The organism is Janthinobacterium sp. TPC_1, assembly GCF_056037845.1.
Window position 1 is genome coordinate 5,419,269 of sequence record NZ_CP195157.1, and the last position, 23,253, is coordinate 5,442,521.

Annotated in this window: 25 protein-coding genes and 2 pseudogenes; 17 read left to right on the plus strand and 10 right to left on the minus strand. The window is 66.0% G+C overall.

Translation table 11 applies throughout. The features are described 5' to 3' along the window. Positions 1 to 78: 78 nt before the first annotated feature. The 10 genes and pseudogenes from ACQVLG_RS26375 to ACQVLG_RS26420 form a co-directional block, all read right to left on the minus strand. On the minus strand, positions 79 to 531 hold the full coding sequence (locus ACQVLG_RS26375) for an agglutinin biogenesis protein MshP (protein WP_230539448.1): 453 nt from the start codon (positions 529 to 531) through the stop codon (positions 79 to 81). Further along, positions 528 to 1,430 carry a prepilin-type N-terminal cleavage/methylation domain-containing protein gene (locus ACQVLG_RS26380; protein WP_474291742.1) on the minus strand — a complete coding sequence of 301 codons (903 nt, stop codon included), beginning with the start codon at positions 1,428 to 1,430 and terminating at the stop codon, positions 528 to 530. The genes ACQVLG_RS26375 and ACQVLG_RS26380 overlap by 4 nt, the downstream gene beginning before the upstream one ends. Next, on the minus strand, positions 1,427 to 1,972 hold the full coding sequence (locus ACQVLG_RS26385; RefSeq protein WP_474291743.1) for a type IV pilus modification PilV family protein: 546 nt from the start codon (positions 1,970 to 1,972) through the stop codon (positions 1,427 to 1,429). The genes ACQVLG_RS26380 and ACQVLG_RS26385 overlap by 4 nt, the downstream gene beginning before the upstream one ends. After that, positions 1,962 to 2,621, minus strand: coding sequence for a pilus assembly FimT family protein (locus ACQVLG_RS26390; RefSeq protein WP_474291744.1), 660 nt, complete (start codon positions 2,619 to 2,621; stop codon positions 1,962 to 1,964). Before ACQVLG_RS26390 ends, ACQVLG_RS26385 begins: the two co-directional genes overlap by 11 nt. A gap of 45 nt (positions 2,622 to 2,666) precedes the next feature. Beyond that, complete coding sequence (locus ACQVLG_RS26395) at positions 2,667 to 2,996, minus strand: hypothetical protein (RefSeq protein WP_474295908.1); 330 nt, start codon at positions 2,994 to 2,996, stop codon at positions 2,667 to 2,669. 68 nt (positions 2,997 to 3,064) lie between these two features. Continuing rightward, a pseudogene (locus tag ACQVLG_RS26400) lies at positions 3,065 to 3,139 on the minus strand (prepilin-type N-terminal cleavage/methylation domain-containing protein); the annotation flags it as partial. A 59-nt stretch (positions 3,140 to 3,198) separates the two neighbouring features. Then, the gene (locus tag ACQVLG_RS26405; RefSeq protein ID WP_474291745.1) at positions 3,199 to 3,420 is read right to left on the minus strand and encodes a hypothetical protein; all 222 of its coding nucleotides are present in this window, start codon (positions 3,418 to 3,420) and stop codon (positions 3,199 to 3,201) included. Next, positions 3,371 to 3,703: a type II secretion system protein gene (locus ACQVLG_RS26410; RefSeq protein ID WP_474291746.1), complete on the minus strand. Its 333-nt coding sequence runs from the start codon at positions 3,701 to 3,703 to the stop codon at positions 3,371 to 3,373. The genes ACQVLG_RS26405 and ACQVLG_RS26410 overlap by 50 nt, the downstream gene beginning before the upstream one ends. Continuing rightward, positions 3,703 to 4,936, minus strand: a pseudogene (locus tag ACQVLG_RS26415) (type II secretion system F family protein). The gene ACQVLG_RS26410 and the pseudogene ACQVLG_RS26415 overlap by 1 nt, the downstream one beginning before the upstream one ends. 1 nt (position 4,937) lies before the next feature. Continuing rightward, positions 4,938 to 6,641, minus strand: a complete 1,704-nt coding sequence (locus ACQVLG_RS26420; protein ID WP_230539442.1) for a GspE/PulE family protein — start codon at positions 6,639 to 6,641, stop codon at positions 4,938 to 4,940. A gap of 209 nt (positions 6,642 to 6,850) precedes the next feature. Here ACQVLG_RS26420 and ACQVLG_RS26425 point away from each other — a divergent pair, with 209 nt between their 5' ends. The 17 genes from ACQVLG_RS26425 (at position 6,851) to ACQVLG_RS26505 (ending at position 22,660) form a co-directional block, all read left to right on the plus strand. Then, positions 6,851 to 7,579, plus strand: a complete 729-nt coding sequence (locus ACQVLG_RS26425; protein ID WP_230539441.1) for an ABC transporter ATP-binding protein — start codon at positions 6,851 to 6,853, stop codon at positions 7,577 to 7,579. Continuing rightward, positions 7,576 to 9,045, plus strand: a complete 1,470-nt coding sequence (locus ACQVLG_RS26430; RefSeq protein ID WP_474291747.1) for an ExeA family protein — start codon at positions 7,576 to 7,578, stop codon at positions 9,043 to 9,045. The genes ACQVLG_RS26425 and ACQVLG_RS26430 overlap by 4 nt, the downstream gene beginning before the upstream one ends. A 57-nt stretch (positions 9,046 to 9,102) precedes the next feature. Continuing rightward, the gene (locus tag ACQVLG_RS26435) at positions 9,103 to 10,014 is read left to right on the plus strand and encodes a secretin N-terminal domain-containing protein (RefSeq protein WP_474291748.1); all 912 of its coding nucleotides are present in this window, start codon (positions 9,103 to 9,105) and stop codon (positions 10,012 to 10,014) included. Further along, entirely contained in the window at positions 10,002 to 11,801 is a 1,800-nt protein-coding gene (locus ACQVLG_RS26440) for a type II secretion system protein GspD (protein WP_474291750.1), read from the plus strand. The genes ACQVLG_RS26435 and ACQVLG_RS26440 overlap by 13 nt, the downstream gene beginning before the upstream one ends. Next, on the plus strand, positions 11,701 to 12,459 hold the full coding sequence (locus ACQVLG_RS26445; RefSeq protein ID WP_474291751.1) for a tetratricopeptide repeat protein: 759 nt from the start codon (positions 11,701 to 11,703) through the stop codon (positions 12,457 to 12,459). Before ACQVLG_RS26440 ends, ACQVLG_RS26445 begins: the two co-directional genes overlap by 101 nt. A gap of 59 nt (positions 12,460 to 12,518) precedes the next feature. Beyond that, a complete protein-coding gene (locus ACQVLG_RS26450; RefSeq protein WP_474291752.1) occupies positions 12,519 to 14,171 on the plus strand; it encodes a GspE/PulE family protein in 1,653 nt (550 codons plus the stop codon). Beyond that, positions 14,171 to 15,376 carry a type II secretion system F family protein gene (locus ACQVLG_RS26455; RefSeq protein WP_474291753.1) on the plus strand — a complete coding sequence of 402 codons (1,206 nt, stop codon included), beginning with the start codon at positions 14,171 to 14,173 and terminating at the stop codon, positions 15,374 to 15,376. Before ACQVLG_RS26450 ends, ACQVLG_RS26455 begins: the two co-directional genes overlap by 1 nt. 7 nt (positions 15,377 to 15,383) lie before the next feature. After that, positions 15,384 to 16,943, plus strand: coding sequence for a hypothetical protein (locus ACQVLG_RS26460; protein WP_474291754.1), 1,560 nt, complete (start codon positions 15,384 to 15,386; stop codon positions 16,941 to 16,943). Further along, positions 16,940 to 17,617 carry a hypothetical protein gene (locus tag ACQVLG_RS26465; RefSeq protein WP_474291755.1) on the plus strand — a complete coding sequence of 226 codons (678 nt, stop codon included), beginning with the start codon at positions 16,940 to 16,942 and terminating at the stop codon, positions 17,615 to 17,617. Before ACQVLG_RS26460 ends, ACQVLG_RS26465 begins: the two co-directional genes overlap by 4 nt. Next, on the plus strand, positions 17,614 to 18,042 hold the full coding sequence (locus ACQVLG_RS26470) for a hypothetical protein (RefSeq protein WP_474291756.1): 429 nt from the start codon (positions 17,614 to 17,616) through the stop codon (positions 18,040 to 18,042). Before ACQVLG_RS26465 ends, ACQVLG_RS26470 begins: the two co-directional genes overlap by 4 nt. After that, positions 18,039 to 18,773 carry a hypothetical protein gene (locus ACQVLG_RS26475; RefSeq protein WP_474291757.1) on the plus strand — a complete coding sequence of 245 codons (735 nt, stop codon included), beginning with the start codon at positions 18,039 to 18,041 and terminating at the stop codon, positions 18,771 to 18,773. The genes ACQVLG_RS26470 and ACQVLG_RS26475 overlap by 4 nt, the downstream gene beginning before the upstream one ends. Beyond that, on the plus strand, positions 18,770 to 19,486 hold the full coding sequence (locus ACQVLG_RS26480) for a type II secretion system protein (protein ID WP_474291758.1): 717 nt from the start codon (positions 18,770 to 18,772) through the stop codon (positions 19,484 to 19,486). The genes ACQVLG_RS26475 and ACQVLG_RS26480 overlap by 4 nt, the downstream gene beginning before the upstream one ends. A 5-nt stretch (positions 19,487 to 19,491) precedes the next feature. Continuing rightward, a complete protein-coding gene (locus ACQVLG_RS26485; protein ID WP_474291759.1) occupies positions 19,492 to 20,259 on the plus strand; it encodes an ABC transporter permease subunit in 768 nt (255 codons plus the stop codon). Next, the gene (locus tag ACQVLG_RS26490) at positions 20,259 to 20,981 is read left to right on the plus strand and encodes a hypothetical protein (RefSeq protein WP_474291760.1); all 723 of its coding nucleotides are present in this window, start codon (positions 20,259 to 20,261) and stop codon (positions 20,979 to 20,981) included. Before ACQVLG_RS26485 ends, ACQVLG_RS26490 begins: the two co-directional genes overlap by 1 nt. Before the next feature lie 88 nt (positions 20,982 to 21,069). Further along, entirely contained in the window at positions 21,070 to 21,642 is a 573-nt protein-coding gene (locus ACQVLG_RS26495; RefSeq protein WP_230539428.1) for a prepilin-type N-terminal cleavage/methylation domain-containing protein, read from the plus strand. Positions 21,643 to 21,669: 27 nt separating this feature from the next. After that, positions 21,670 to 22,035 carry a YgiW/YdeI family stress tolerance OB fold protein gene (locus ACQVLG_RS26500; RefSeq protein ID WP_230539427.1) on the plus strand — a complete coding sequence of 122 codons (366 nt, stop codon included), beginning with the start codon at positions 21,670 to 21,672 and terminating at the stop codon, positions 22,033 to 22,035. A gap of 232 nt (positions 22,036 to 22,267) precedes the next feature. Next, the gene (locus ACQVLG_RS26505) at positions 22,268 to 22,660 is read left to right on the plus strand and encodes a hypothetical protein (RefSeq protein WP_474291761.1); all 393 of its coding nucleotides are present in this window, start codon (positions 22,268 to 22,270) and stop codon (positions 22,658 to 22,660) included. Positions 22,661 to 23,253: the final 593 nt, after the last annotated feature.

Here is a 23,253-nt window from a genome sequence, read left to right on the forward strand (position 1 = left end):
CAGCCAATTTTAATTCATGAAGCCAACTTTATTGTGTAAAAACAATAAATTAGCGATCTTTTTTTCACCCCGTTGACCTTACTGCGACAGCACGGCTTGCAGGCGGCGCTGGACATAGTCGGGGTTGTTGCCCGGATTCGGACAGCCGGCCGCTCCCGGCTGGTTGCAGGCCGTGGCCGTGATGGTCCAGCTGGTCAAGGTGCCGGGCCTCGTCGCCGTGCTGCATTGCACGCTGACGCTGAACGACGACAGCGTCGTGCCTGCCGGCAAGCTGAACGTGGCCGGGCCGATGCACGCCGCGCCGGCACTCAAGCCGGCGCTGATCTGCCGCTGCAGCCCCCATTCGAGACCGGCGCGGGCGGCCTGCTCGGCGCGCACGCCCTGCACGTCCATCGCCGATTCCGTCTGCTGGAAGGTGGAAATATTCACCATCACGGCCGCCAGCGCGGCCAGCACCACCAGCAGGAAAATGGCCGTGACAAGGCTGAAACCGCGCATGCGGCCCGTGCGGCGGCGTGGCAAGCGCGTCATGGCGTATTCCTCGCCTGTACCTGCTGCACCAGGCGCAGCACGCCCGTATTGCTGTTCGCCACACCCAGGCTCAGGTCGATATTCACCAGGCCCCGCTGCACGTTGGCCAGCACGCCATAGCTGAAACGGCACGCCGCCACCTGGCGCGCCAGCTGGGCGCCTTTTGCCGCGGCCAGCGGCGCGGCGTCCTCCGCCACCGGCTGGCTGGCCACGATGGCATAGCCGGCGTAGCGGGTCAGGGTGCCGGTCGTCAGATTGCACGCATAGGTGACGGGCGTCGACACCACCTGGAAGCGGTTCGATGGCGATGGCAGCGGCGCCGGCGCCGTCGTGAAAGGATAGCTGCCCAAGGTGACGACAGTGCCGGACACGGCCGTCACAGGCGCGCGGTTGCAGCCGGTCGCCGCGCTGCACGCATACGCATTGTTCGGCGCGTAATCCGTGCCCAGGTTGTAGACGACGATCTGGTCGCCCACGCTGATCGCCTGGCGCGCGCCCAGCGCGTTGGCGGGCATGGCGCCGACGACGGTAAAGTTCAATGGAAGGCTGGGGTCGGGAGGGGTCTCGAAGCTCAGCACATTGCCCGGCGCGGCCGCATCGCTGTCGCTCAGGTAGCGCCCGCCCGTCTTGGTCAGCAGCAATTCCAGGAACAGGCCGTCGTTCGACACGCGCACGCTGTTGGGCAGGGCCAGGCGCACGTCGCGCGTCAGGCGGCGCGCCGCCGTATCGGCCGTGTCGGCCAGCGCGGCGCGCGCGGCGGTATCGACATACCCCTGCACGGGAACGCGGATGAAGACGGCGACCATGGCGCCGATGATGCCCGTGATGACGATCACGATGACCATCTCGACGAGGGTAAAGCCGCGCGGGCGGCGCCTGATGTTGAGGATAGTTTTCATGGAATGCTGTTCGGCGCATAGCGCACGCGATAGCCGTCGAGCACGATCTTCTGGTCGGCATACGGCACCGTCACCTGGATACGCAGGCTTTCCGTGGCGGGCAAGCCGTTCAGGGCTTGCTCGGTGATCGTCACCGAGGCAGTGTAATTCTGAGTCCAGGCGTTACCCTGAGCATCCGTCTTGTACTCCTTGGCTGTGCCGTACGCGCTCACGTAATCGTTGACGTTGTCGAAAGGCCGCCCCGCGCCGTTAGGCTCATCGCCCGGCCCTTCCGGAATGGCGCAGCCGGCCGGACTGGTGGCCGTTTGCGCGGCCGGGTCTTGCGGGTCGCAATAGGTAAACCGCGCCAGCTGGATCTCTTCCAGCATGCCTTCGGCAATCGCCAGTGCCTGCTTGCGCAGTTGCGGGTCGGCGCTGTGTTGCGTCGTCAGGCTCATCACGCCCAGGATGGCGGCCGAGGCCAGGCCGACGATGACGATGAACAGCACCAGTTCGATCAGGGTCACGCCGCGCTCACGCCGGCGCCGCTGGCTAATGGACATAGCCCGTCTCCCCTTCGACCGTGACGTTGCGCGTCAGGCCGTCGCCCCGGATACTGATTTGCAGCTGTGCCGGGAAGGTCGATACGGCAGGAAACACATCACCCTTCGCATACGGCTGGCCCAGCGCGTCGAAATAAAAGCCCGCCGTATTGACAGGATTGGTGGACAGGGTGACGCCGGACGGACGGCCTTCGCACAGCCAGTTGCTTTTCACGCAATATTTCAGCGTGTCCTTGCCGCCGCTGTTCCTGCCCGCAGGCGGCAGCACCTTCTGCTCATCGCTGCAGCCGGCATCGAAGCACAGCGCCACGCTGTTCGCATCGATGCTCACAAAGACGGCACGGTTTTGCGCCACCGCCAGCTTTTGCCCGTAGCGCACGATATTCGTCACCTGGTCGGCAAAACTGCGCGCGTCAAAAGTGTCGCGCTGAAAAAACCGGCTCACGGCAAAGGTCGCCAGCAAGCCCGCCAGCACCAGCACGGCCACCAGCTCGATCAAGGTGAAGCCGCGCGCAGGCGTGCGCCGCAGCGACCCTGGCGGCCCTGCCTGGCGATACGGATGCGGAAAGTCTGTCGGTGGCTGCGGCAATGGATGGCCCGTAAAAAAGCCCAACGGGCTGGCGCCTGGGGTTGGGCTGGTGGTGCGCAAGGAAAGCCGGGCGTGGCCTTACTTTCCTTGCAGAGTGCTCGGATATTAATTGCAGGTCGTGGTGCTTGCTTCGACCGTAATCTTCGGCGCGTCGCCTGCCTTGGTCGGAGCAACGTAGGTTACCGTGCATCCCGTGCGGGTTGCATCGGGCTTCACGACACCGCCCGCGAACTTGTAGTCTGGGTCGGTCAGGCCAGCCGCATCGATGATGGTATCAGCAGTCGGATAGCCATAAATACCTGCGATGTCCTTGCCTTCCATCTTCGCGCTGGTAACACCTGAAGCATCGGCAACCGCGCCGCCGACCAGCCACTGCGCATGATACAGCGCCGCACCAGCCTTGATCGCGCCAGCGGCCGCCTGCATCTTGGCCACGCGCGCGCATCGGTCGACATGTCGATAAATTTAGGAATCGCCGTCGCGGCCAGGATGCCGAGGATCACGATGACGACGATCAGTTCGATCAGGGTGAAACCTGCCTGGGCGCCGCTTTTCATACTACGTAAAGACTTGTTCATTCTTGCTTTCTCCAAAATCAAATAAAAACATCAAAACCAAAACTGCTGCTCCACGGCACTCACTTTACTGCCGAGTCCGGCGATTTCCACACCACAATATCGGGTTCCTGGGCGAGCTTGTCAAGATCGGCGTCTGCACTTGGCAAGGTTACCTTAAATTTCACTGCATCACCCCCTTTACTGGGAAAAATATTGCCATTACTAAACAAATAGATGATTTTTTGCTCTTTTTTATCGTACAACCAATTCCCCGCCGGCAATTTTTCCAGGTCCGGCTGCACGAACTCGCCCAGGTAGTTGGCCGGCTTGTCGGTCAGCCAGTCGAACGGGTTTTGCCCTGCCAGCGCCGGCAAGGTCGCGCCGGTCCGCCAGGTACAGGTGCAGCACCTGCACCCGCAAGCTGGTGCGCAAGACGCCCAGCATCTGCGCCACGGCCACCTGCTGCGCCTGTTGCTGGTAATAGCCGACCCGGTTCAAGAATACGGCCGTCAGAAGGGCAAACACGCTCGCCACCACGGCCAGCTCGAACAGGGTGAAACCGCGCTGGCGAAGCGGCTTTGCCATCAGTGCAGGGCCGCCCGGCCCAGGTCCCAGATCGGCAGGAAGATGCCCAGCGCCAGCACCAGCACCATGGCGCCCAGGAAAACGATCAAAATCGGCTCGATCTGCGCCGACAGGGTCTTCAGCTCGTAATCGACTTCGCGCTCGTACATGTCCGCGATCTCGTCCATCAGGTCGTCGAGCGAACCGGATTCCTCGCCCACGGCGATCATCTGCAGCACCACGGGCGTGAAGACGCCGGCCGCCACCGACGTGCGCAAGATGCTTTCGCCCCGCTCGACGCCATCGCGCTCTGTTCCACGCGCGCGCTCAGATACGTGTTGTCCACCGTTTGCGACACCACCGTCAGCGCCTGCACGATGGGCACGCCGCTGGTGCTCGACAGGGCAAAGCTGCGCGCGAAGCGGGCCATCGTGCCCTTCAGGATGATCTTGCCGGCGATCGGCAGGCGCAGCTTGGCGCGGTCCCACTTATATAGCCCCTCTTTCGTGCGCAGCCAGGCGCGCCAGCCGAAAAAGCCGCCCACGCCCAGCAGCAGCAGGATGGGCCAGTACGCCACCGTAAAGCGCGAGGTGCCGATCAGGATGCGCGTCATCAAGGGTAGTTCCGCATGGAAACTGGCGAACACCTTCTCGAACTGGGGAATGACGAAGATATTCACCACGATCATGGCGGCGAGCATGGCAAAGACGACGAAGGTGGGGTAGCGCGTCGCCGTTTTCACGCGCGCGCGCATGTCGCGGTCGAATTCCAGGTGGTTGAACAGGCGCAAGAACACTTCGTCGAGGCCCCCGTCATTTCACCCACGCGCACCATCGACAGGTAGAACGGCGTGAAGATGGCGGGATGGCGCGCCATGGCGGCCGACAGTTCGCGCCCCGCATCGAGCGATTCGCGCACATCCTTGATGATGCGCCCGAACGCGGGGCTGATGGCGGACTCCTGCAAGCCGGCCAGGCCGCGCATGATGGGCACGCCCGCTTTCAGCAGGGTGTACAGCTGGCGGCTGAACAGCTGCACGTCCATGGGCGTGACCTTTTTCTCGGTCAGCTTGTCCCACCAGCCCAGCTGGTTGGCGCCGGCCTTCGTCACCGTCTGTTTGGTCACGCTGATGTCGACGGGCGTGCTGCCGCCCGCCATCAACTGGTCGGCCACGGCGCCGCTGTCGGCGCCTTCCATCACGCCGGTCAGCAGTTCGCCACTGGCGCTGCGCGCCTTGTAGGAGAAAAACGGCACCTCAATCCTCGCTCTGGTTGCTGATGCGCATCGCTTCCATCACCGTCGTGCGGCCCTGGACCACCAGCTGCACGGCGTGGCGGCGCAGGGTGTCGCCCGCCATCTGCGCCGTCGCCACCTTCATGAAGTGCGATGGATCGGCATGGTTGGCGGCGTCGGCCACGGCACGCGTGATTTCCAGCAATTCGTACACGCCCGTGCGGCCCCGGTAACCCATGCCATTGCAATGCGAACAGCCCTTGCCGTGGAAATACTGGTTGCGCTCGACCAGCTCGCCCAGTTCCAGGCGCAGCCATTCGTATTCGTTCGGCGTGGGCTGGTAGGGCGTGCTGCAGCTTTCGCAGATCACGCGCACCAGGCGCTGCGCCAGCACGGCTTGCAGCGAGCTGCCCACCATGTAGCGGGGCACGCCCATGTCCATCAGGCGCAGCGGCGTGCTGATGGCGTCGTTGGTATGCAGGGTCGACAGCACCAGATGGCCCGTCATGGCGGCGCGCAAGCCGATCTGCGCCGTTTCCTGGTCGCGCATCTCGCCGACGAGCACGATATCGGGATCTTGCCGCAAGGCCGAGCGCAGCACCCTGGCAAAGTTCAGCTCGATCTTGTCGTTGACTTGCACCTGGTTAATGCCGGGCAAGCGGTATTCGACCGGATCTTCCACCGTAATCAGCTTTTTTTCCACCGAATTGAGTTCGGACAAGGCGCAGTACAAAGTCGTCGTCTTGCCGCTGCCGGTCGGCCCCGTCACCAGCACCAGGCCGTTCGGGCGGCTGACGATGGCGCGGAACTGCTGCACCAGCTTGGGCGGCATGCCGATGGCGTCCAGGCGCAAGGTCGTGCCGCCCTGGTTCAGCAAGCGCATCACCACCGATTCGCCGTACTGCGTCGGCATGGTGGAAATACGCACGTCGATGCGCTGGTTTTTCACGCGGATGGCGAAACGGCCATCCTGCGGCAGGCGCTTTTCGGAAATATCGAGGTCCGACATCAGCTTTAAACGCAGCGCCAGCGAGCTGGCGATCTTGCTGTCCGCTTCCGTCTGCAGGTGCAGCACGCCGTCGATGCGGAAACGGATCTGCAGCCGGCCTTCCTGCGGTTCGATGTGGATGTCCGAGGCGCGCACCTGCGTGGCATCCTCGAACACCGATTGCAGCAGCTTGACGATGGGCGCCTCTTCCAGGCCCGGATTGGCGGCCAGCGCGCCAAAGTCGACGGACACGTCGCCCAGGTCCTGCTCCAGCTCGCGCGTCAGGGTGGAAATATCTTCCGTGCGGCGGTAGATGCGGTCGATGGCGGCCAGCACTTCCGTTTCATTGACGACGGCCAGCTCGATGTGGCGCTTGACCAGGCGCGCAATTTCATCGTACGCGAACAGGTCCGTCGGATCGGACATGCCGACCAGCAAGCCCTCGCGGCGGTCTTCCAGCACCAGCGCGCGGAAGCGCCGCGCCTGGGTTTCCGGCAGCAGCCGCACCAGTTCGGGATTGATGTTGAAAAACTTCAGATTGATGTAGGGAATGTCGAGCTGGCGCGCCAGCGCGCCCGAAATCTGCTCTTCCGTGACAAAGCCGTGCTCGACAAAAACGCGGCCCAGCTTGCGCCCCGAGCGCTTCTGTTCCGTCAAGGCCTGGCCCAACTGTTCTTCCGTCAGCAATTTCTGCTGCACCAAAATTTCACCGAGCCGGACTTTCTCTGGCCTTGCCATGCTTGCTCCTCGACAGATTCATCAGACGATGCACGCCAGCGGCGCGCGAGGGGTATTTTATTCCAGAACCTGTTGTTTCTTAAAGAAAATACATTCCGCAGCTTGATTTTCGCGCATTTCCACACTCTGCAAGGAAAGACTTGCCGCCCGCCGGCGCCCATGGCAATAATGGCGGCCGTACCCCGTCTTGCCTGCCAACCCTTGCCCCTATGAACGCCTGCGCCATCGAGTTCCACAACGTGCATCTGCAGCTGGCGGGCAGCGCCGTGCTGCGCGGCGTCGACCTGCAGGTGCGCGCGGGAGAACTGTTTGGCCTGGTCGGCGTGAATGGCGCGGGCAAGACTTCCCTGCTGAAATGCCTGCTGGACTTTTGCACGCCCGAGCGCGGCGACATCGCCATCTTCGGCCAGCCGCACCGGCAAGGCGCGGCGCGCCAACCCCTGTCGTTTCTGCCGGAACGCTTCCAGGCGCCCTACTACCTGACGGGCGGCGACTTCCTGCGCTACCTGGCGCGCCTGCACGATGTGCGGCCCGATGCGCAAGCCGTGCAGCAAACACTGGATGCGCTGGACCTGCCCCCGGACGCCCTGCTGCGCCCGGCGCGCGCGTATTCGAAGGGCATGATGCAGAAACTGGGGCTGGCCGCCTGCTTGCTGTCGGGCAAGCCGCAACTGCTGCTGGACGAACCGATGAGCGGACTCGACCCGAAGGCGCGCGCGCAGTTCAAGCAAGTGCTGCGGCAAGCGCGCGCGCAGGGACGCGGCGCGCTGCTCACCTCGCATGCGCTGGCCGACGTGGAAGAGCTGTGCGACCGCATGGCCATCCTGCATGGGGGCCGCATCGTGTTTGCGGGCACGCCAGCCGAATGCCGCGCCCGCCATGGCGGTGCGCAAGACGCCAGCCTGGAACAGGCTTTCCTCAATTGCATCGCGGCATGAACAACCGCGATCAGGCGCCGCCCGGGCGGCCTTACGCGCCCTCGCCGCACGGCATGTATCTGCGCCATTTCGGCTTGCGCACGGCCCCGTTCGGCATCACGCCGGACCCGGCCTTCTTTTATACGGGCAATACGCGGGGCGAACTGCTCGATGCGCTGCTGTACGCCGTCACGCAGGGCGAAGGCATCATCAAGCTGACGGGCGAAGTGGGCAGCGGCAAGACCATGCTGTGCCGCATGCTGGCCGAGCGCCTGCCGCCCCGGGTCGATGTGGTGTACCTGCTCAATCCCCGCCTGGAGCCGGACGACGTCCTGCACGCCATCGCCGCCGAACTGGGCCTGGAACTGGACGGCTGCCGCGCCGACGCCGTGCTGCGCGCCCTGCACGGCGAGCTGATCGCCAGGCATGCGGCCGGGCGCCAGGTGGTGCTGCTGGCCGAAGAGGCCCAAGCCATGCCGGGCGCCACGCTGGAAGCGCTGCGCCTGCTGACGAACCTGGAAACGGCCAGCCACAAGCTGCTGCAAATCGTCCTGTTCGGCCAGCCGGAATTGCAGCACACGCTGGACTTGCCCCAGTTCCGCCAATTGAAGGAGCGCATCACCCACAGTTTTACCGTGCCGCGCCTGCCGCAAGCCTTGCTGAACGACTATCTGGCGTGCCGCCTGGCCGCCGCCGGCCGCACGGCGCCGCTGATGTTTACGCCGGCCGCGCTGCGCCGGCTGGCGCGCGCCGCGCAGGGGATCGTGCGCAGGATCAATATCCTCGCCGACAAGGCCTTGCTGGCCGCGTTTGCGGACGATGCGCAGGCAATCGGCGCGCGCCACGTGCGCCTGGCCATTGCCGACAGCCCCTTCCACCGCCCGCCCTGGCATGCGGGCAAGCTGCTGGCCGGCGCCTTGAGCGCGCTGATGCTGCTGCTGGCCGCCGCGCTGCTGTGGCAATGGCTGGCGCCGCCGTCCAGCCCCCCGTCGCGCGCTACCGCGCACGCCGATGCCCGCGCACCAGCGCCATCCACGCTACTCGACAGCAAGCTGGCCGAATCGCGCGACTGGCTGGCGCGGCAAGGGCCGCGGCAACTGGTGCTGCACATCGCCAGCCTGCCCGCCACCGAGACAGTTGCGGCGGAAACCTTCCTGCGGCAGGCGCAGCAAGCCACCGGCCTGCACGACCTCCACGTGTTTCGCCTGCCCGGCGCCGCCCCCGCAACCGCGCCCGCATCCCCCAATACGCCGCCCACGGCCTCCGCCGCGCGCCTGCTCGTCGTCTATGGCAGCTTTGCCGACCAGGCCAGCGCCGAAGCCGTGTGGGCCAGGCTGGCCCCGGCGTCGCCGCAGAAAATATTGCTGAGCGACATAGACAGTATCCGCACAGAAATAAAAGCCATGGCACCGGCAAAACCGGGGTGGCGCCCCCTGACTTTATTTCGGCATATTGCCTCCCAAGCCTGCACAGCCGATTGCTTTTAAGCGATCATGCTGGGTAAAATTACAAAAGCACAACACGACTCCAAGGGCGAACTTTTCATGACTCAACACCCTATTCCTGTGCTGGCCTCTTGGGTCGCCCTCGCCTGCAGCACCATGCTGGCCGGCTGCGCCACGCATCAAACGCCGCTGTCGCCGGCCCACCTGAATACCGCGCCGCCGCCTGCCGGCGTCATTCCCGAACCGGTGCAGCAAAGCAGCGCGCTGGCCGCGCCCCTGCCGGCGCCCAAGCAGGAAACCTACAGCGTCACCGTGCACAAGGTACCCGTGCAATCGCTGCTGTTTGCGCTGGCGCGCGATGCGGGCATGAATATCGACATCCACCCGCAAATCGAAGGCAGCGTCACCCTGAATGCGCTGAACCAGACCCTGCCGCAACTGCTGGCGCGTATCGGCAAGCAAGTCGACATGCGCTACGAAATCGATGGCAAGAACCTGACGGTGCTGCCCGACGCGCCCGTGTGGCGCAATTACAAGGTCGATTACGTCAACATGGCGCGCAGCACCAACAGCAGCGTCAATATCGCCACGCAAATTTCCACGGCGGGCGGCGGCTCGAACGCCAGCAACCCCGTCGGCAACACGCAGGGCAGCGGCGGCAATGGCAACAACAATTCGACCACGCTGGTCGTGAATCGTTCGGAAAATAACTTCTGGTACAGCCTGGAAAAGAATATCCGCGACCTGCTGCGCGAGACCACGCTCAACGACGTGCAGGTGGACCCGCTGGCGCAGCTGAACCAGCAATTGACGAGCCTGCCCGGCCAGCAGGGGCAGCCGCAGAACCAGGCCGGCAATGTCCCGGCCGCCGGCGCAACGGGCCAGTACGGCGCCCAGGCGCCGATGCAATATGGCAATCCGAATGGCGGCCAGTTTGCGCCAGGCCAGCCAGCGCCCGCCCAGAGCGCGAATCCGGCCAGCCGCTGGACGCGAACGGCATGCCGCTGCTGAAACTGGCCAACAAGGGCAGCCCCTCGTCCGTCGTCGTCAACGTCGAGGGCGGGCTGATCGCCGTGCGCGCCACGGGGCGCCAGCATGAAAAGATCGCCGCCTTCCTCGACGCGGTGTTGCATAGCGCCAAGCGGCAAGTGCTGATCGAGGCGACCATCATCGAAGTGCGCCTGAGCAATGAATATCAGCAAGGCATCAACTGGTCGCGCCTGACGGGCAGCCTGCAGCTGCGGCAGGGGCAAGTGGGCACGGCAGGCCTGTCCAGCGGCGTCGCGCCGAACGCCACGCCCGGCATCTTCCTGCTCAATTATCTGAAAGACAGTTTTTCCACCACCATCCAGCTGCTTGAATCGTTCGGCAAGGTGAAAGTGCTGTCCAGCCCGAAGATCAGCGTACTCAACAATCAGACGGCCATGTTGAAAGTGGTCGACAACAATGTCTTCTTTACCATCAAAGTAACGCCCGCCGTGATCAGCTCGACGGGCACCATCACCACGCCGGCCACGTATGAATCGAAACTGGAAACGGTGCCCGTCGGCTTCGTCATGAGCGTCACGCCGCAGATTTCCGACAGCGATGAAGTGACCCTGAACGTGCGCCCCACCATCACGCGCATCGTCGGCTACGTGCAAGACCCGAATCCGGCCCTGGCCACGGCGAACGTGCAAAGCCGCGTACCCGTGATCCAGGCGCGCGAGCTGGAATCGATCATGAAAGTGGGCAATGGCCAGATCGCCGTGATGGGCGGCCTGATGCAGGATTCCATCGACAATGCCAGGGATGGCGTGCCGGGACTGTCCAGCCTGCCCGTGGTAGGCAATTTGTTTACCTATCGCAATGAGGCGAGCAGCAAGACGGAGCTGGTGATCTTCATGCGCCCCGTGGTGGTCAAGGACGCCAGCGTCGACGGCGATTACCGCGACTACCGCTACCTGCTGCCCGGCCAGGCGCCGCTCAACACCCAGCTGCGTACACGGATGGCGCGCCGGCGCCGGCTGTTCCGCCGCAGGCGCGCCTGCAGGGAGACTTCCCATGAGCTTGCTGATGCAGGCGCTCAAGAAGGCCGAGCGCGCCAAGCAGAACAGCCTTTCCGACGAGGAACTGGAAAAGCCGTCCGAAGCCTACGACCAGGTGCTGGAACTGGCGCCGGCCGACGCCCTGCCGCCCCGTCCCGCGCCCGCCGCAGCGGCGCCCGTGCAGCCGCCAGGCAGCTTGCGCCTGGAGCCGCTGGCGGACGCGCCCGCGCCGCAACCGGCGCCCAGCGCAGCCCAGCCAGGCCCACCACCCGGCCCGCCCCCCGAGCCGCCGCGCGCGCCACCGGAACCGCCGCCCGCCCGGCCCCGCGCCAGCCGCAGCAATCCGCCGCCGAAAGGTCCTGCTGGCCCCATCAGCGTCGATCCGGCCACCGTGCGCCTGGCCGTGCTGCTGGCGATCCTGCTGCTGGTGGCCGCTTCCATGGCGTACTGGTACTGGCGCGCCAGCACCAGCCCCGGCGCGGGCGCCAGCCTGCCCGGCGTGCCCATGCCGCTGACGGATGCCCCGGGCACGGCCGGCGTTGCCGGTCCCGTCGTGGTGCTGCCGGCAACGGGGGCCGCGCCACAGGACGCCCTGCCCTCGCCCGCGACCTTGCCGCCCGACTATCCGCGCGACGCGCGCCAGCCGGCGGCGGCACCGGACCAGCAAGCCATGATACAAGCGGCTGCCCAGGCCGCCGTCGCGGCGCAGCTGGCGCACATGGCGCCGCCACCGCCGCCCAGCCTGCCGCCCGTGGCCGCGCCCGAGAATAGCCAGATCCAGGTGCAGCGCAGCGTCGCCGCGCCGCAAATCAACCCCGGCGTGCAGCAAGCCTACCAGGCTTACAACGGGGGCCAGCTGGGCCTTGCTCGTCAGCAATATGAAACCGTGCTGCGGCAGGATGCGAACAACCGCGACGCGCTGCTGGGCCTGGCGGCCGTGGCCCTGCGCGAGAACCACCAGGGCGCGCAGGCGGCGGCCCTGTACGTGCGTTTGCTGGAAATCAATCCCGATGATGGCGAGGCGTTGGCCGGCCTGATCGGTCTGCGCCAGGGCGACGTGGTGCAGAGCGAGGCAAAACTGAAGGCCATCCTGGCGCGCAACCCCGACAGCGGCCCCGTGCTGTTTGCACTGGGCAATGTGTATGCCAAGCAGCGCCGCTGGAACGAAGCACAGCAGCAATTTTTCCGCGCCTATGGCGCCGCGCCCGGCAATCCCGACTATGCCTTCAACCTGGCCGTGGGCCTGGACCGGCTGAACCAGCCCCGTCTGGCCGCCACGTATTACCAGCGCGCCTTGACCTTGGCGCAAGCCACGCCGGCCGCCTTCGACCAGGCCGTGGCGCAAGCGCGTTTGCGCGAACTGGCGGCCCCCGCGCCAGCAGCGCCGGCCGCGGCCGAGCCGGCCACCATTCCACCCCGTCAGGAATAAGCGCTACATGGCAGAACAGGCAAAAACTTCCGCTGGGCAAGCTATTGATCCAGAAAGGCGTGATCAGCGAAGACCAGTTGCGCATCGCCCTGATCGAGCAGCGGCGCAGCAGCGAACCGCTGGGCAAGCTGCTGATCACCCTGGGTTTCGTCACGGAAGCAACCGTGCGCGAGGCGCTCAGCGAAAACCTGAAACAGGTCAGCGCGGATCTGTCCAGCCTGGTGGTCGATGCCATTGCCTTAAAACTGATCCCGAAGGACGTGGCCAAGCGCTACCGCGTGTTTCCCATCGTCTACGAGCGGCAGGCGGACAATCTGATCCTGGCCATGGCCGACACCAGCAACATCGTTGCGCTCGATCAAATCAGCGCCATGCTGGTCAAGGGCATCACGATTTCCACCGTGCTCGTCAACGAATCGGACATTTCGCGCGCCATCGACCAATATTATGGTTTTGAACTGTCGATCGACGGCATCCTGCACGAGATCGAAACGGGCGAAGTCAGCTATCAGAGCATGGCCTCGCCGTCGGACGAGTACAGCCAGCCCATGGTGCGCCTGATCGACGCGCTGCTGGCCGACGCCGTGCAGAACGGCGCCTCGGACATCCATTTCGAGCCGGAACAGTCGTTCCTGCGCATCCGCTACCGCATCGACGGCATCCTGCGGCAAATCCGCAGCCTGCACAAATCGTACTGGCCGGCCATGGCCGTGCGCCTGAAGGTGATGTCGAACATGAATATCGCCGAGGCGCGCGCGCCGCAGGATGGGCGCATCAGCATCAAGTTTTCCGGGCGGCAAATCGACTTCCGCGCCTCGGCGCAACCCACCACGCATGGCGAAAACGTCGTGCTGCGCGTGCTGGACCGGCAAAAAGGCATCGTCCCGCTCGATGCGCTGGGCCTGGCCGAGGCGGAACTGAATTTGTTGAAACTCATGATCGCGCGGCCCGATGGCGTGATCCTCGTGACGGGCCCGACGGGCAGCGGCAAGACCACCACCCTGTATTCGATACTCAACCATATCAATACGGAAAGCGTCAACATCATGACCCTGGAGGACCCGGTCGAGTATCCGATGAACATGATACGCCAGACCTCCGTCAACGAATCCGTCAAGCTGGGCTTTGCCGACGGCATCCGCTCGATGATGCGGCAAGACCCGGACATTATTTTAGTGGGCGAGATCCGCGACCGCGAAACGGCGGAAATGGCGTTTGCCGCCGCCATGACGGGCCACCAGGTGTATTCCACCCTGCATACGAGCTCGGCCATCGGTTCCGTGGCGCGCCTGCTCGACATCGGCATCTTGCCCGACATCATGGCCGGCAACATCATCGGCATCGTGGCGCAGCGCCTGGTGCGCCGTTTGTGTCCGCATTGCAAGGAAACCGTGATCGCCGACGACGTCGAGCGCCGCCTGCTGGGCCTGGCGGCAGACGCCGCGCCCGTGTCCATCTGCCGCGCCGCCGGCTGCGAGCGCTGCGCGCACCAGGGCTACAGGGGCCGGCTGGCCATCATGGAAATCCTCAAGATGACGGCCGAACTCGATGAATTGACGGCCCGCCGCGCCGGTGTGCGCGAACTCAAGGCCGCCGCGCGCGCGGCCGGCTTCAAGGCCATCGTCGACGACGGCATGCGCCGCGTGCTGGAAGGCGTGACCACGCTGGAAGAAGTGGGCCGCGTGGTCGACCTGACGGAAAGGCTGGCCTGATGCCGCAATATGTCTACCGCGCCATGGATGCCGCCGGCGCCCTGATTCCCGGCAGCATGGAAGCGGCCAACGTGCCGGACCTGGAAGCGCGCTTGCACCGCATGCAGCTCGACTTGATCGATTGCAAGATCACGGGCCAGTATCTGGTGCTGCTGGGCAAGCGCGTCATCCACCGCCGCGACTTGATCAATTTCTGTTTCCACATGGAACAATTGACGGGCGCGGGCGTGCCCATCCTGGAAGGCTTGAACGACTTGCGCGAAAGCACGGATCACCCGCGTCTGCGCGAAGTCGTCACGGACCTGATTGAAAGCATCGAGGGCGGCCTGCCCCTGTCGGGCGCGCTGGCCCAGCATGGCGACATCTTCGATGCCACGTTTACCAGCCTGATCCTTGCGGGGGAACAAAGCGGCAGGATCGCCGAGGTGTTCAAGAACCTGTCCGAAAGTTTAAAATGGCAGGACGAGCTGGCCTCGCAGACGCGCAAGATCGTCATGTACCCCATCATCGTCGCCATCGTCGTGGCGGGCGTGACGTTTTTCCTGATGATCTATTTAGTACCCCAGCTGACGGCCTTCATCCGCAACATGGGCGGCGAACTGCCGCTGCACACGCGCGTGTTGATTGCCGTGTCGAATGTCTTCATCGATTACTGGTATGGGCTGCTGGCCTTGCCCGTGCTGCTGTTTTTTGGCTTGCGCGCGCTCATCCGCAGGAGCGGCGCGGCCCGCTATGCCTGGGATGGCCTGAAGCTGCGCCTGTGGCTGGTCGGCCCCGTGCTGCACAAGATCATCCTGGCCCGCTTCGCCACGTTTTTTGCCCTGATGTATGCTTCCGGCATCACGATCCTCGAATGCATCCGCCTGTCCGAAGGCATCGCCGGCAACCAGGTGGTGGCGGCCGGCCTGCGCCGCGCCGCGCAGCTGATCAGCGAAGGCCATGGCGTGACGGCCGCTTTCCAGCACACGGGCATCTTCCCGCCGCTGGTCATCCGCATGCTGAAGGTGGGCGAAGCGACGGGCTCGCTGGACACGGCCTTGCGCAATGTCAGTTACTTTTACAACCGCGAAGTGAAGGAATTGATTGAAAAAGTGCAAGCCATGATCGAGCCGGCCATGACGGTCATCCTGGGCTTGCTGCTGGGCTGGATCATGCTGTCGGTACTGGGGCCGATCTACGACACCATCAGCACACTCAAGACCTGAGGCCGCCGTGTTCCGCAAACAATTACTCTACATCACCAGCGACGCCCTGTGCGCCTACGACTGGGACCACGGCGTGCTGGGCCAGGGCCACGTCTTCCCCGCCAGCGCGGCCGGGCTGGACGATTTCGCCGCGTGGCTGGAAGACCCGCAGGCGCAGCGGTCGGGCGTGCCCGCCTACCTGCTGACCGACCTCATCGAAGAAGATTTCCAGCGCCAGCTGCTGCCCCACGTGCGCGGCAAGGCGGGCCGCGCACTGCTGGAACGGCGCAAGCAGCAATTGCACCGCGACACGCCCTACCGGGGCAGCACCCTGCTGGGCCGCGAAAGCGAAGGCCGGCATGACGACCAGGTGCTGTTTTTCGCCCTGACCAACCCCACCTTGCTGCAGCCATGGACGGAGGCGCTCGAACACTTGCGCGTGCCCGTGGCCGGCATCTATTCGACCAGCCTGCTCAGTATCGCGCTGGTCAGAAAGCTGTCGATCGCGCACGAACACCTGCTGCTGGTGACGCAGCAATCGGGCGGCTTGCGGCAAAGTTATTACGAAAAGGGCCAGTTGCGCTTTTCGCGCCAGACGGCGACCATCGCGCTCGACGGCGTGGCCGTGAATATCGCCCTGGAAACGGAAAAGACGCGGCAATTTCTCACCAGCACGCGCATGCTGGCGCGCGGCGATGTCTTGAATACCGTCATCCTGGCGCCGGCCGCGCAGATCGCCAAGCTCGAATTGCTGTGCGACAACGGACTGGAAGTGGCTTACCACTTCATCGACCTGCAGCTGGCCGGCGCACGCGTGGGCTTGAAGCAGACGCCGGCACTGGCCGACGAATTGCTGCTGACCTTGCTGGGCAAGCATCCGCCGGCCAGCCACTATCCGCCCGGCGCGCTGGCCCGCTACTACCACTTCCAGCGCGCGCGCAAGACGCTGTACGGCGCCAGCGCGCTGATCGGCACGTCGGCAGCCCTGTGGTGCGCGATCAACTTGCTCGGCGGCATTACCGATAGTGCCAGCACGCAGCGCCTGGCGCAGGAAACGGCGTCCTACCAGGAACGCTACCGCAGCGTCATGTCGACGCAGCCGCCGGCGCCGGCCAAGACGCAGAACATGAAAGTGGCCGTGACCCTGGGCCAGATGATCGCCACCCAGGCGCCGGAACCGGGCCGGTTGCTGGGCATGCTGAGCGCCGCGCTGGACCAGGCGCCGCAGGTTGCGCTGGGCCAGCTGCACTGGCGCGCGGGCCAGGCGCCCGCGCGCGCGGCCGGCGGCCAGCCAGCGCAGCAGCAAAGTGCGGCGGCGCCCGGCAGCGCCCTGGCCGGCATTCCGACAGCGCCGCCGCAGGCGCTGCGCCTGGAAGCGGACGTGGCCATGCCGAACAACGATTACCGCGCCGCCCTGGCCGCCATCACGGCCTTCGCGCAAACCCTGGCGCGCCAGCCGGGCATGCAGGTGACGATCGAGGAAACACCGCTCGACTTGCGTTCCAGCGCGGCCCTGTCCGGCAAGAGCGCCGCGCCGGCGCCGGACAGCCAGGCCCGCTTTACCCTCTTGCTCGCGTGGCAGCCATGAGCGGCCCCGTCAAGCAGCCGCCCCTGCCCGGCATGCAGCGTGCCGCCACGCCCGCGCGCACCCTGCCCGCCTGGCTGGGAGAATTGCACCTGGTGCGCGGCGCCCTGCTGTGCTTTGTCCTGACCCTGCTGGCCGGCGTGGTGCTGCTCAGCCTGAGCGCCGCCTATCGCACGCGCGCAGCGCAAACGCTGGAACTGGCCCGGCACACGCGCGCGGCGGCGGCCACCCTGTTCAACCACGTGGAAGCGGAAAAACAGGAAATCCGCGCCTACGAACCGCAATTTCTCGCCCTGCGCCAGCGCGGCCTGATCGGCGAGGAAAACCGCCTGGCCTGGATCGACGCCATCCGCCGCAGCCAGGAACAGCGCAAATTGCTGCCGATCAGCTATGACATCAGCCCGCAGCAAGCGCTGCCAGTGCCGTTGCCCATGGTGATGGGACAATATCACCTGCGCGGCAGCCGCATGCGCCTGCAGATGGATTTGCTGCACGAGATGGATTTGCTGAACCTGCTGGACGATTTGCGCCAGGCCGGCTATTTCGCCGTGCAGGAATGCACGCTCAAGCGCCATGCAACGGGCGCGGCCGGCGGCGCGCAAGCGCCCGCCCTGGGCGCCGAATGCGAGCTGCTGTGGCTGACCGTCAACAGCGTGCCCGTGCTGGGGCGGCCATGATGCGCACCCCCATCCTGCGCCCCCTCGTCCTGTGCCTGTCCCTGGCCGGCACTGTGCTCACGGCCCAGGCACAAGCACCGGCACCGCAGCTGGGGCGCTTGTTCCTGTCGCCCGCACAGCGCGCCCAGCTCGACGCGCAGCGCTACGGGCCGCCACCGCCCGATCCCGCCCTGGCTGCGCCCCAGCCGCCGCCGCCTCCCGCCCCGCCCGTGGAATTGAATGGCCTGGTGCTGCGCAGCAGCGGCCGCTCCACCGTCTGGCTGAACCAGGAAGCGCAGAACGAGCCGCACAACCGCCTTGCGCGTGGCAAACCCGGCACACTGACCTTGCGTCTGTCGAACGGCCAGGTGGTGCTGCTGCAACCCGGCCAGCGCTACGACCCGGCCAGCGGCACGGTCGCCGAAGCACAGGAGACGCCGCCATGACGCCACGGCGAGCTCATCGCCAACCTCGGCGCCAGCGCGGCGCGGCCCTGTTGCTGCTGGTCGCCGTGCTGGGCCTGGGCGCGGCCAGCCTGCTGATCGGCGCCTTCGGGCGCAACACGGGCGAGGCCGAACGCCAGCAGCGCACCCTGGCCACCCTGGCGCAGGCGCGCGACGCCTTGCTGGGTTTTGCGGCGGCCAATGGCCGCCTGCCCCGCCCGGCCGCTTCCGCCCTCGACGGGCGCGAGCGGGCCGCCGACTGCGCCGGCGACGCCGAATGCAGCGGCTTCTTGCCGTGGGTGACGCTGGGCGTGGACGGCGTCGACGCCTGGGGCAAGCTGCTGCGCTACAGCGTCACGCCCGAAATGGCGCGCGCGCCCATCGTCTCGTCGGCCGCCGTCGCCAACCGGGTCGTGCTTGATCGCAACGCCCGCGGCGAACTGGCCTTCGTGGCGGGACAGGAGCAATGCGACGTCAGCGCCCAGTGCCTGCCCCTGGTGCTGTTCTCGCAAGGCAAGAATCACTACGGCACGGCCGCCAGCGGTGTGACGCAGATCAATACCGCACGCGGCAATCTCGACGAGGCGGCCAACGACCGCGCCAGCCGCAGCTTCATCGCCCGCCCCGCCACCGAACTTGCCGCCCTGCCCGGCGGCGCCTTCGACGACATGCTGACCTGGATCACCTTGCCCACCCTGTACCAACGCATGCGCGCCGCGCGCAATCTGCCATGAGCGCCCGCCCGCACCCTTCGCGCCGCCAGCGCGGTTTTTCCCTGATCGAGATCGCCATCGTGCTCGTCATCGTGGGCCTGATGATAGGCGGCCTGGTCACGCCCTTGACGGTGCAGCTGGAACAGCGCAAGGTGGCCGAGACGCAACAGGCGCTCAACGAAGCGAAGGAAGCGCTGACGGGCTACGCCTTGCGCTACGGCTACCTGCCGTGTCCCGCCATTTCCGCCGCCAATGGCCTGGAAGACCGGCGCGGCACGCGCTGCACGGGCGAAAAACGCGCCGGTTTCCTGCCCTGGGCCACCCTGGGACTACGCCAGGGCGACAGCTGGAACAAGCTGTTCCGCTACAGCGTGACGCCGGCCTTCAGCGACAGCGGCCAGCTCTTCAGCCTGTCCACGCCGCGCGACATCAGCATCGTCACGCGCAATGGCGGCACGCTGCTGCAGGCAACGGCGTTGCAGGACATCCCCGCGATGATCATGTCGCACGGCAAGAACGGCTTTGGCGCCACCAGCGTGCAGGGCCAGCGCCAGGCTGTGCCTTTCAGCAACAATGTCGACGAGCGCAACAATGCATCGAACGCCACCACCTTCATCAGCCGCGCCGCCAGCGGCCCGCAGCAGCCCGGCGGCGAGTACGACGACATCGTCGCCTGGCTGTCGCCGAACATCCTGTTCAACCGCATGGTGGCGGCGCAAAGGCTGCCCCGCTGATGGCCATGTTCCGTCCCGCCCTCACCATCGCCCGCTACACGCTGCTCGAAGCGCTGCGCAGCCGCCTGCCGTGGCTGTTCGTGCTGGCCGCCTGCGCCGGCGCCGGCCTGGCCGGCTTCCTGCAGCAACTGGCGCTGACGGAAAGCGGCGCCGTGCAGGCGGCACTGCTGGCGGCCGCCTTGCGCCTGGCCGGCGTCTTCCTGCTGGCCACTTTTATCATCACCAGCATGGCGCGCGAGGCGGCCGACAGGGGCCTGGAATTGCTGCTGGCCTTGCCCATGCCGCGCGCCGCCTACCTGCTGGGCAAACTGCTGGGCTATGCAGCGCTGGCGGCCGTGCCCGCCGTGCTGTTCGGCCTGCTGATGGCGCTGTTTGCCGCGCCCGCCCACAGCGCGCTGTGGGCGCTGTCGCTGCTGGGAGAATTGTGGATCGTCGCCGCCTTCAGCCTGCTGTGCGCGGCCAGCCTGCAGCAGGCCTTGCCCGCGCTGGCCGCGACTGGCGGTTTCTATGTGCTGGCGCGCATGCTGGGCAGCCTGCAGTTACTCGCGCACGGCCCGCAGGCGGGCGACTCGCTGGTGCAACGGGCCACGGCAGGCGCCATCGACGTGCTGGCCCTGCTCTTGCCCCGCCTCGACGCCTTTGCGCGCACGGAGTGGCTGCTGTACGGCACCGGCGACTGGCAAGCCCTGGCTGGCGTGGCGGCGCAAACGGCCATCTATGTCGGCTTGCTGGCCAGCTGCGCGCTGTGCGACTTTTACCGCAGGAACATCTGATGGCGGCCGCCCAGCGTCCGTGGACCAGCGTGCCGCGCCCCCTGTGCTGGCTGCTGGCGGCCTGCCTGCTGCTGCAGCTGGGCTGGCGCCTGGCGCAGCAGCACGCCCCGGCGCAGGCGCAGCCCCTGCCCGCCGCGCCGCCGGCAGCCGTGGCGCGCCTGGCCAGCCTGGGCGAGCCGCTGGCCATGGCTAAGGCCATGCTGCTGTACCTGCAAGCGTTCGAAGACCAGCCCGGCGTCAGCCTGCCGTGGCGCGAGCTCGACTATGACCGCCTGGCTAGCTGGCTGGAGACGGCGCAAACGCTCGATCCGCGCAGCCAGTACCCGCTGGTGGCCGCCGGCGAGGTGTACGCGGGCGTGGCCGACCCGCAACGCGCGCGCCGCATGCTCGATTTTGTCGCCGCCAGCTTCGCCGCCGACCCGCAGCGCCGCTGGCCCGCCATGGCGCAGGCCGTGCTGATGGCCAAACACCAGCTGCACGACCTGCCGCTGGCGCTCGGCTATGCACGGCAGCTGCGCCGGCTGGCGACGGGGCCGCACGTGCCAGCCTGGGTGCGCGAGATGGAAGCGTTCATCCTGGAAGACATGGACCAGCTCGACAGCGCCCGCCTGGTGATCGGCGGCCTGATCGCCAGCGGCCAGATCAGCGACCCGCACGAGCTGGCTTTCCTCGCGCGCCGGCTCGACGAACTTGCCCAAAAGAAAGCAAAGGCGGCGCCATGAGCCGCCATCCGAAATGCCATGCCCGCCCGACAACATTTGCAGTAAACTGCCATCCCAGACCCCTGCACTTTTTCCCAAGGAATTCCCCATGCCCCCACGCCGCCAGCACGGCTTTACGCTCGTAGAAATCGCCATCGTCCTGGTCATCATCGGCTTGCTGCTCGGCGGCGTGCTCAAGGGGCAAGGCTTGATCGACAGCGCCAAGGTGAAAAACATCATCCAGCAGTCGAATGCGCTGACGGCCGCCGTCAACGCCTACCAGGACAAGTTCCGCGCGCTGCCCGGCGACGATATCCAGGGCACCACCCACGTGCCCAATTCGGCCGGCAACGGCAATGGCGACGGCCAGATCGGCGACGGCCAGCCGCGCGAATTCACGCTGGCGCCGCAGCACCTGGCGCTGGGCGGCTTCATCACCGGTTCCTACAACGGCACTTCGCAATTCATGACCAGCGCCCAGGGCGGCGCCGTCTACCTGTACAACGATGAAGTGGGCGGCCGCGCCGGCAACGGCATCCGTTTCGACAACCTGCCCGAGAGCTACGCGGAGCAGATCGACAGCAAACTCGACGATGGCGTGGCCAGCACGGGCAGCGTCCGGGCGAACGTACCCTACGGCAATACCGGTGCTATCATTCCCCGCACCGCCGTGTTTTTCTGAGCCGCAAGTTACTATCGAAGGAATACCATGCCATTGCACCGTAAATTCATCGTCTCCCTGGCCGCCGCCTGCGCCTTGCTGGCCGGTGGCGCGCACGCCCAGTACGTGGGTCCGACGGCCGGCCCCAGCGCACCCGGCAATGTGGCCGCCATCCTGAAAAATCCCGTCGACGACCAGGCCGTCGTGCTGCGCGGCCATTTGCTGCGCAAGGTGGGCAAGGAAAAATACACCTTCTCCGACGGCACGGCGGAAATCCGCGTGGACATCGACGACAAGGTCTTCATGAACCGCAAGATCGACGCCAAAACACTGGTGGAAATCCGCGGCGAAGTGGAAAAGGACTTCTTGGAAAGCCCGGAAATCGATGTCGACGTGCTGACCGTAGTGCCGTAAGCTGCCTTGCCCTCCCGCCGCCACGGCGGGAGGGGCATCCCCCTCCTCTGTATGCCTTGCGCAACCTTTTTTCCATCCCAGAAACTAGGCTTGTCAGAACAATCAATTTCGTCTAGCATCTTTTCATTCAAGGTCAGCCAGCGCCAGCGCAAGCCTGCCTGTCGACTCATCCATTCTGGGAGCTTTCCGGGTGCAAGATTTGCCTTCGATACGCTCAAGAATTTCATGGCTGGTGCTCGCCTGGGTCATTCCGACGGCGCTCGTGTTTCTCCTGCTCGTGGCGCAAAGCTATACGCGCGAACGCGACCACGTCGTCAGCGAAACGGCACAGGCGGCGCGCGCCGTCTCCGCCGCCGTCGAACGCGACCTGAGCGGCGCACAGATGGCCGCGCGCATCCTGGCCGACTCGCCCGCCCTGCAAGCCGGGGACATCGGCGCCCTGCGGATCCTGGCCGCGCCAGCCTGCTGCAGCCTGGCCTGGCCGTCAGTGCCTTCATCGTGTCCGACGCCAAGGGCCGCCAGCTGGTCAATACGACCCTGCCCGCCAGCCAGGCGCCGCCGCCCTTGCCGCAAAAATGGGCCGCCAGCATGGAGCGCACGCGCGACTACGGCAAGCCGCGCCTGACCAGCCTGGCCACGGCGCCCGACAGCGTGCCGCAACTGGCCCTGAACCTGCCGCTGCCGCTGCCGCTGCCGCGCCATCCGGACGCGGCGGGCGCCGCCTATGTTCTGACGGCCCTGTACCCGCCCGACTACCTGCCCGTGCTGCTGCGCGAGCTGCACTTGCCAGCCTACCTGGGCGCGGCCATCATCAATGCCGACGGCATCAACGTGGCGCGCACCCTGGCGCCGCGGCGCTATGTGGGCCAGCGCAGCGCGGCGCCCCTGCTGGAACAGATACGCCGGGCGCGCGAAGGCGTGGTGCGCCATGCCACGCTGGAAGGCATCGACGTGTATACGGGCTTCCGCCGCGCCCCGGACGCCGCCTGGACGGTGGCCGTCACCATACGCACCAGCACGGTGGCCGATGCCCTGCTGCGCTCGGTAGTCACCGGTTCCGTCATCCTGGCCCTGCTGCTGGCTGCCGGCTTCGCCCTGGCCTGGCGCGTGGGCGGCCGCCTGGCCCGCACCCTGCAGGAACTGACACAGCAGATACAGGCGCTGGCACAGGACAAACCCTTGCTGTCGAACAAGCACGCGGACCGCGAATCGGCTGAC

What these genes read in the sequence shown, in the direction of transcription:
- ACQVLG_RS26420 (WP_230539442.1), bottom strand. Translation starts at nt 6,641, where the DNA reads ATGGCAAGGCCAGAGAAAGTCCGGCTCGGTGAAATTTTGGTGCAGCAG.
- ACQVLG_RS26445 (WP_474291751.1), top strand. Translation starts at nt 11,701, where the DNA reads ATGATACAAGCGGCTGCCCAGGCCGCCGTCGCGGCGCAGCTGGCGCAC.
- ACQVLG_RS26495 (WP_230539428.1), top strand. Translation starts at nt 21,070, where the DNA reads ATGCCCCCACGCCGCCAGCACGGCTTTACGCTCGTAGAAATCGCCATC.
- ACQVLG_RS26435 (WP_474291748.1), top strand. Translation starts at nt 9,103, where the DNA reads ATGACTCAACACCCTATTCCTGTGCTGGCCTCTTGGGTCGCCCTCGCC.
- ACQVLG_RS26500 (WP_230539427.1), top strand. Translation starts at nt 21,670, where the DNA reads ATGCCATTGCACCGTAAATTCATCGTCTCCCTGGCCGCCGCCTGCGCC.
- ACQVLG_RS26485 (WP_474291759.1), top strand. Translation starts at nt 19,492, where the DNA reads ATGTTCCGTCCCGCCCTCACCATCGCCCGCTACACGCTGCTCGAAGCG.
- ACQVLG_RS26455 (WP_474291753.1), top strand. Translation starts at nt 14,171, where the DNA reads ATGCCGCAATATGTCTACCGCGCCATGGATGCCGCCGGCGCCCTGATT.
- ACQVLG_RS26430 (WP_474291747.1), top strand. Translation starts at nt 7,576, where the DNA reads ATGAACAACCGCGATCAGGCGCCGCCCGGGCGGCCTTACGCGCCCTCG.
- ACQVLG_RS26385 (WP_474291743.1), bottom strand. Translation starts at nt 1,972, where the DNA reads ATGTCCATTAGCCAGCGGCGCCGGCGTGAGCGCGGCGTGACCCTGATC.
- ACQVLG_RS26375 (WP_230539448.1), bottom strand. Translation starts at nt 531, where the DNA reads ATGACGCGCTTGCCACGCCGCCGCACGGGCCGCATGCGCGGTTTCAGC.
- ACQVLG_RS26440 (WP_474291750.1), top strand. Translation starts at nt 10,002, where the DNA reads ATGCCGCTGCTGAAACTGGCCAACAAGGGCAGCCCCTCGTCCGTCGTC.
- ACQVLG_RS26475 (WP_474291757.1), top strand. Translation starts at nt 18,039, where the DNA reads ATGACGCCACGGCGAGCTCATCGCCAACCTCGGCGCCAGCGCGGCGCG.
- ACQVLG_RS26380 (WP_474291742.1), bottom strand. Translation starts at nt 1,430, where the DNA reads ATGAAAACTATCCTCAACATCAGGCGCCGCCCGCGCGGCTTTACCCTC.
- ACQVLG_RS26470 (WP_474291756.1), top strand. Translation starts at nt 17,614, where the DNA reads ATGATGCGCACCCCCATCCTGCGCCCCCTCGTCCTGTGCCTGTCCCTG.
- ACQVLG_RS26480 (WP_474291758.1), top strand. Translation starts at nt 18,770, where the DNA reads ATGAGCGCCCGCCCGCACCCTTCGCGCCGCCAGCGCGGTTTTTCCCTG.
- ACQVLG_RS26425 (WP_230539441.1), top strand. Translation starts at nt 6,851, where the DNA reads ATGAACGCCTGCGCCATCGAGTTCCACAACGTGCATCTGCAGCTGGCG.
- ACQVLG_RS26410 (WP_474291746.1), bottom strand. Translation starts at nt 3,703, where the DNA reads ATGGCAAAGCCGCTTCGCCAGCGCGGTTTCACCCTGTTCGAGCTGGCC.
- ACQVLG_RS26490 (WP_474291760.1), top strand. Translation starts at nt 20,259, where the DNA reads ATGGCGGCCGCCCAGCGTCCGTGGACCAGCGTGCCGCGCCCCCTGTGC.
- ACQVLG_RS26465 (WP_474291755.1), top strand. Translation starts at nt 16,940, where the DNA reads ATGAGCGGCCCCGTCAAGCAGCCGCCCCTGCCCGGCATGCAGCGTGCC.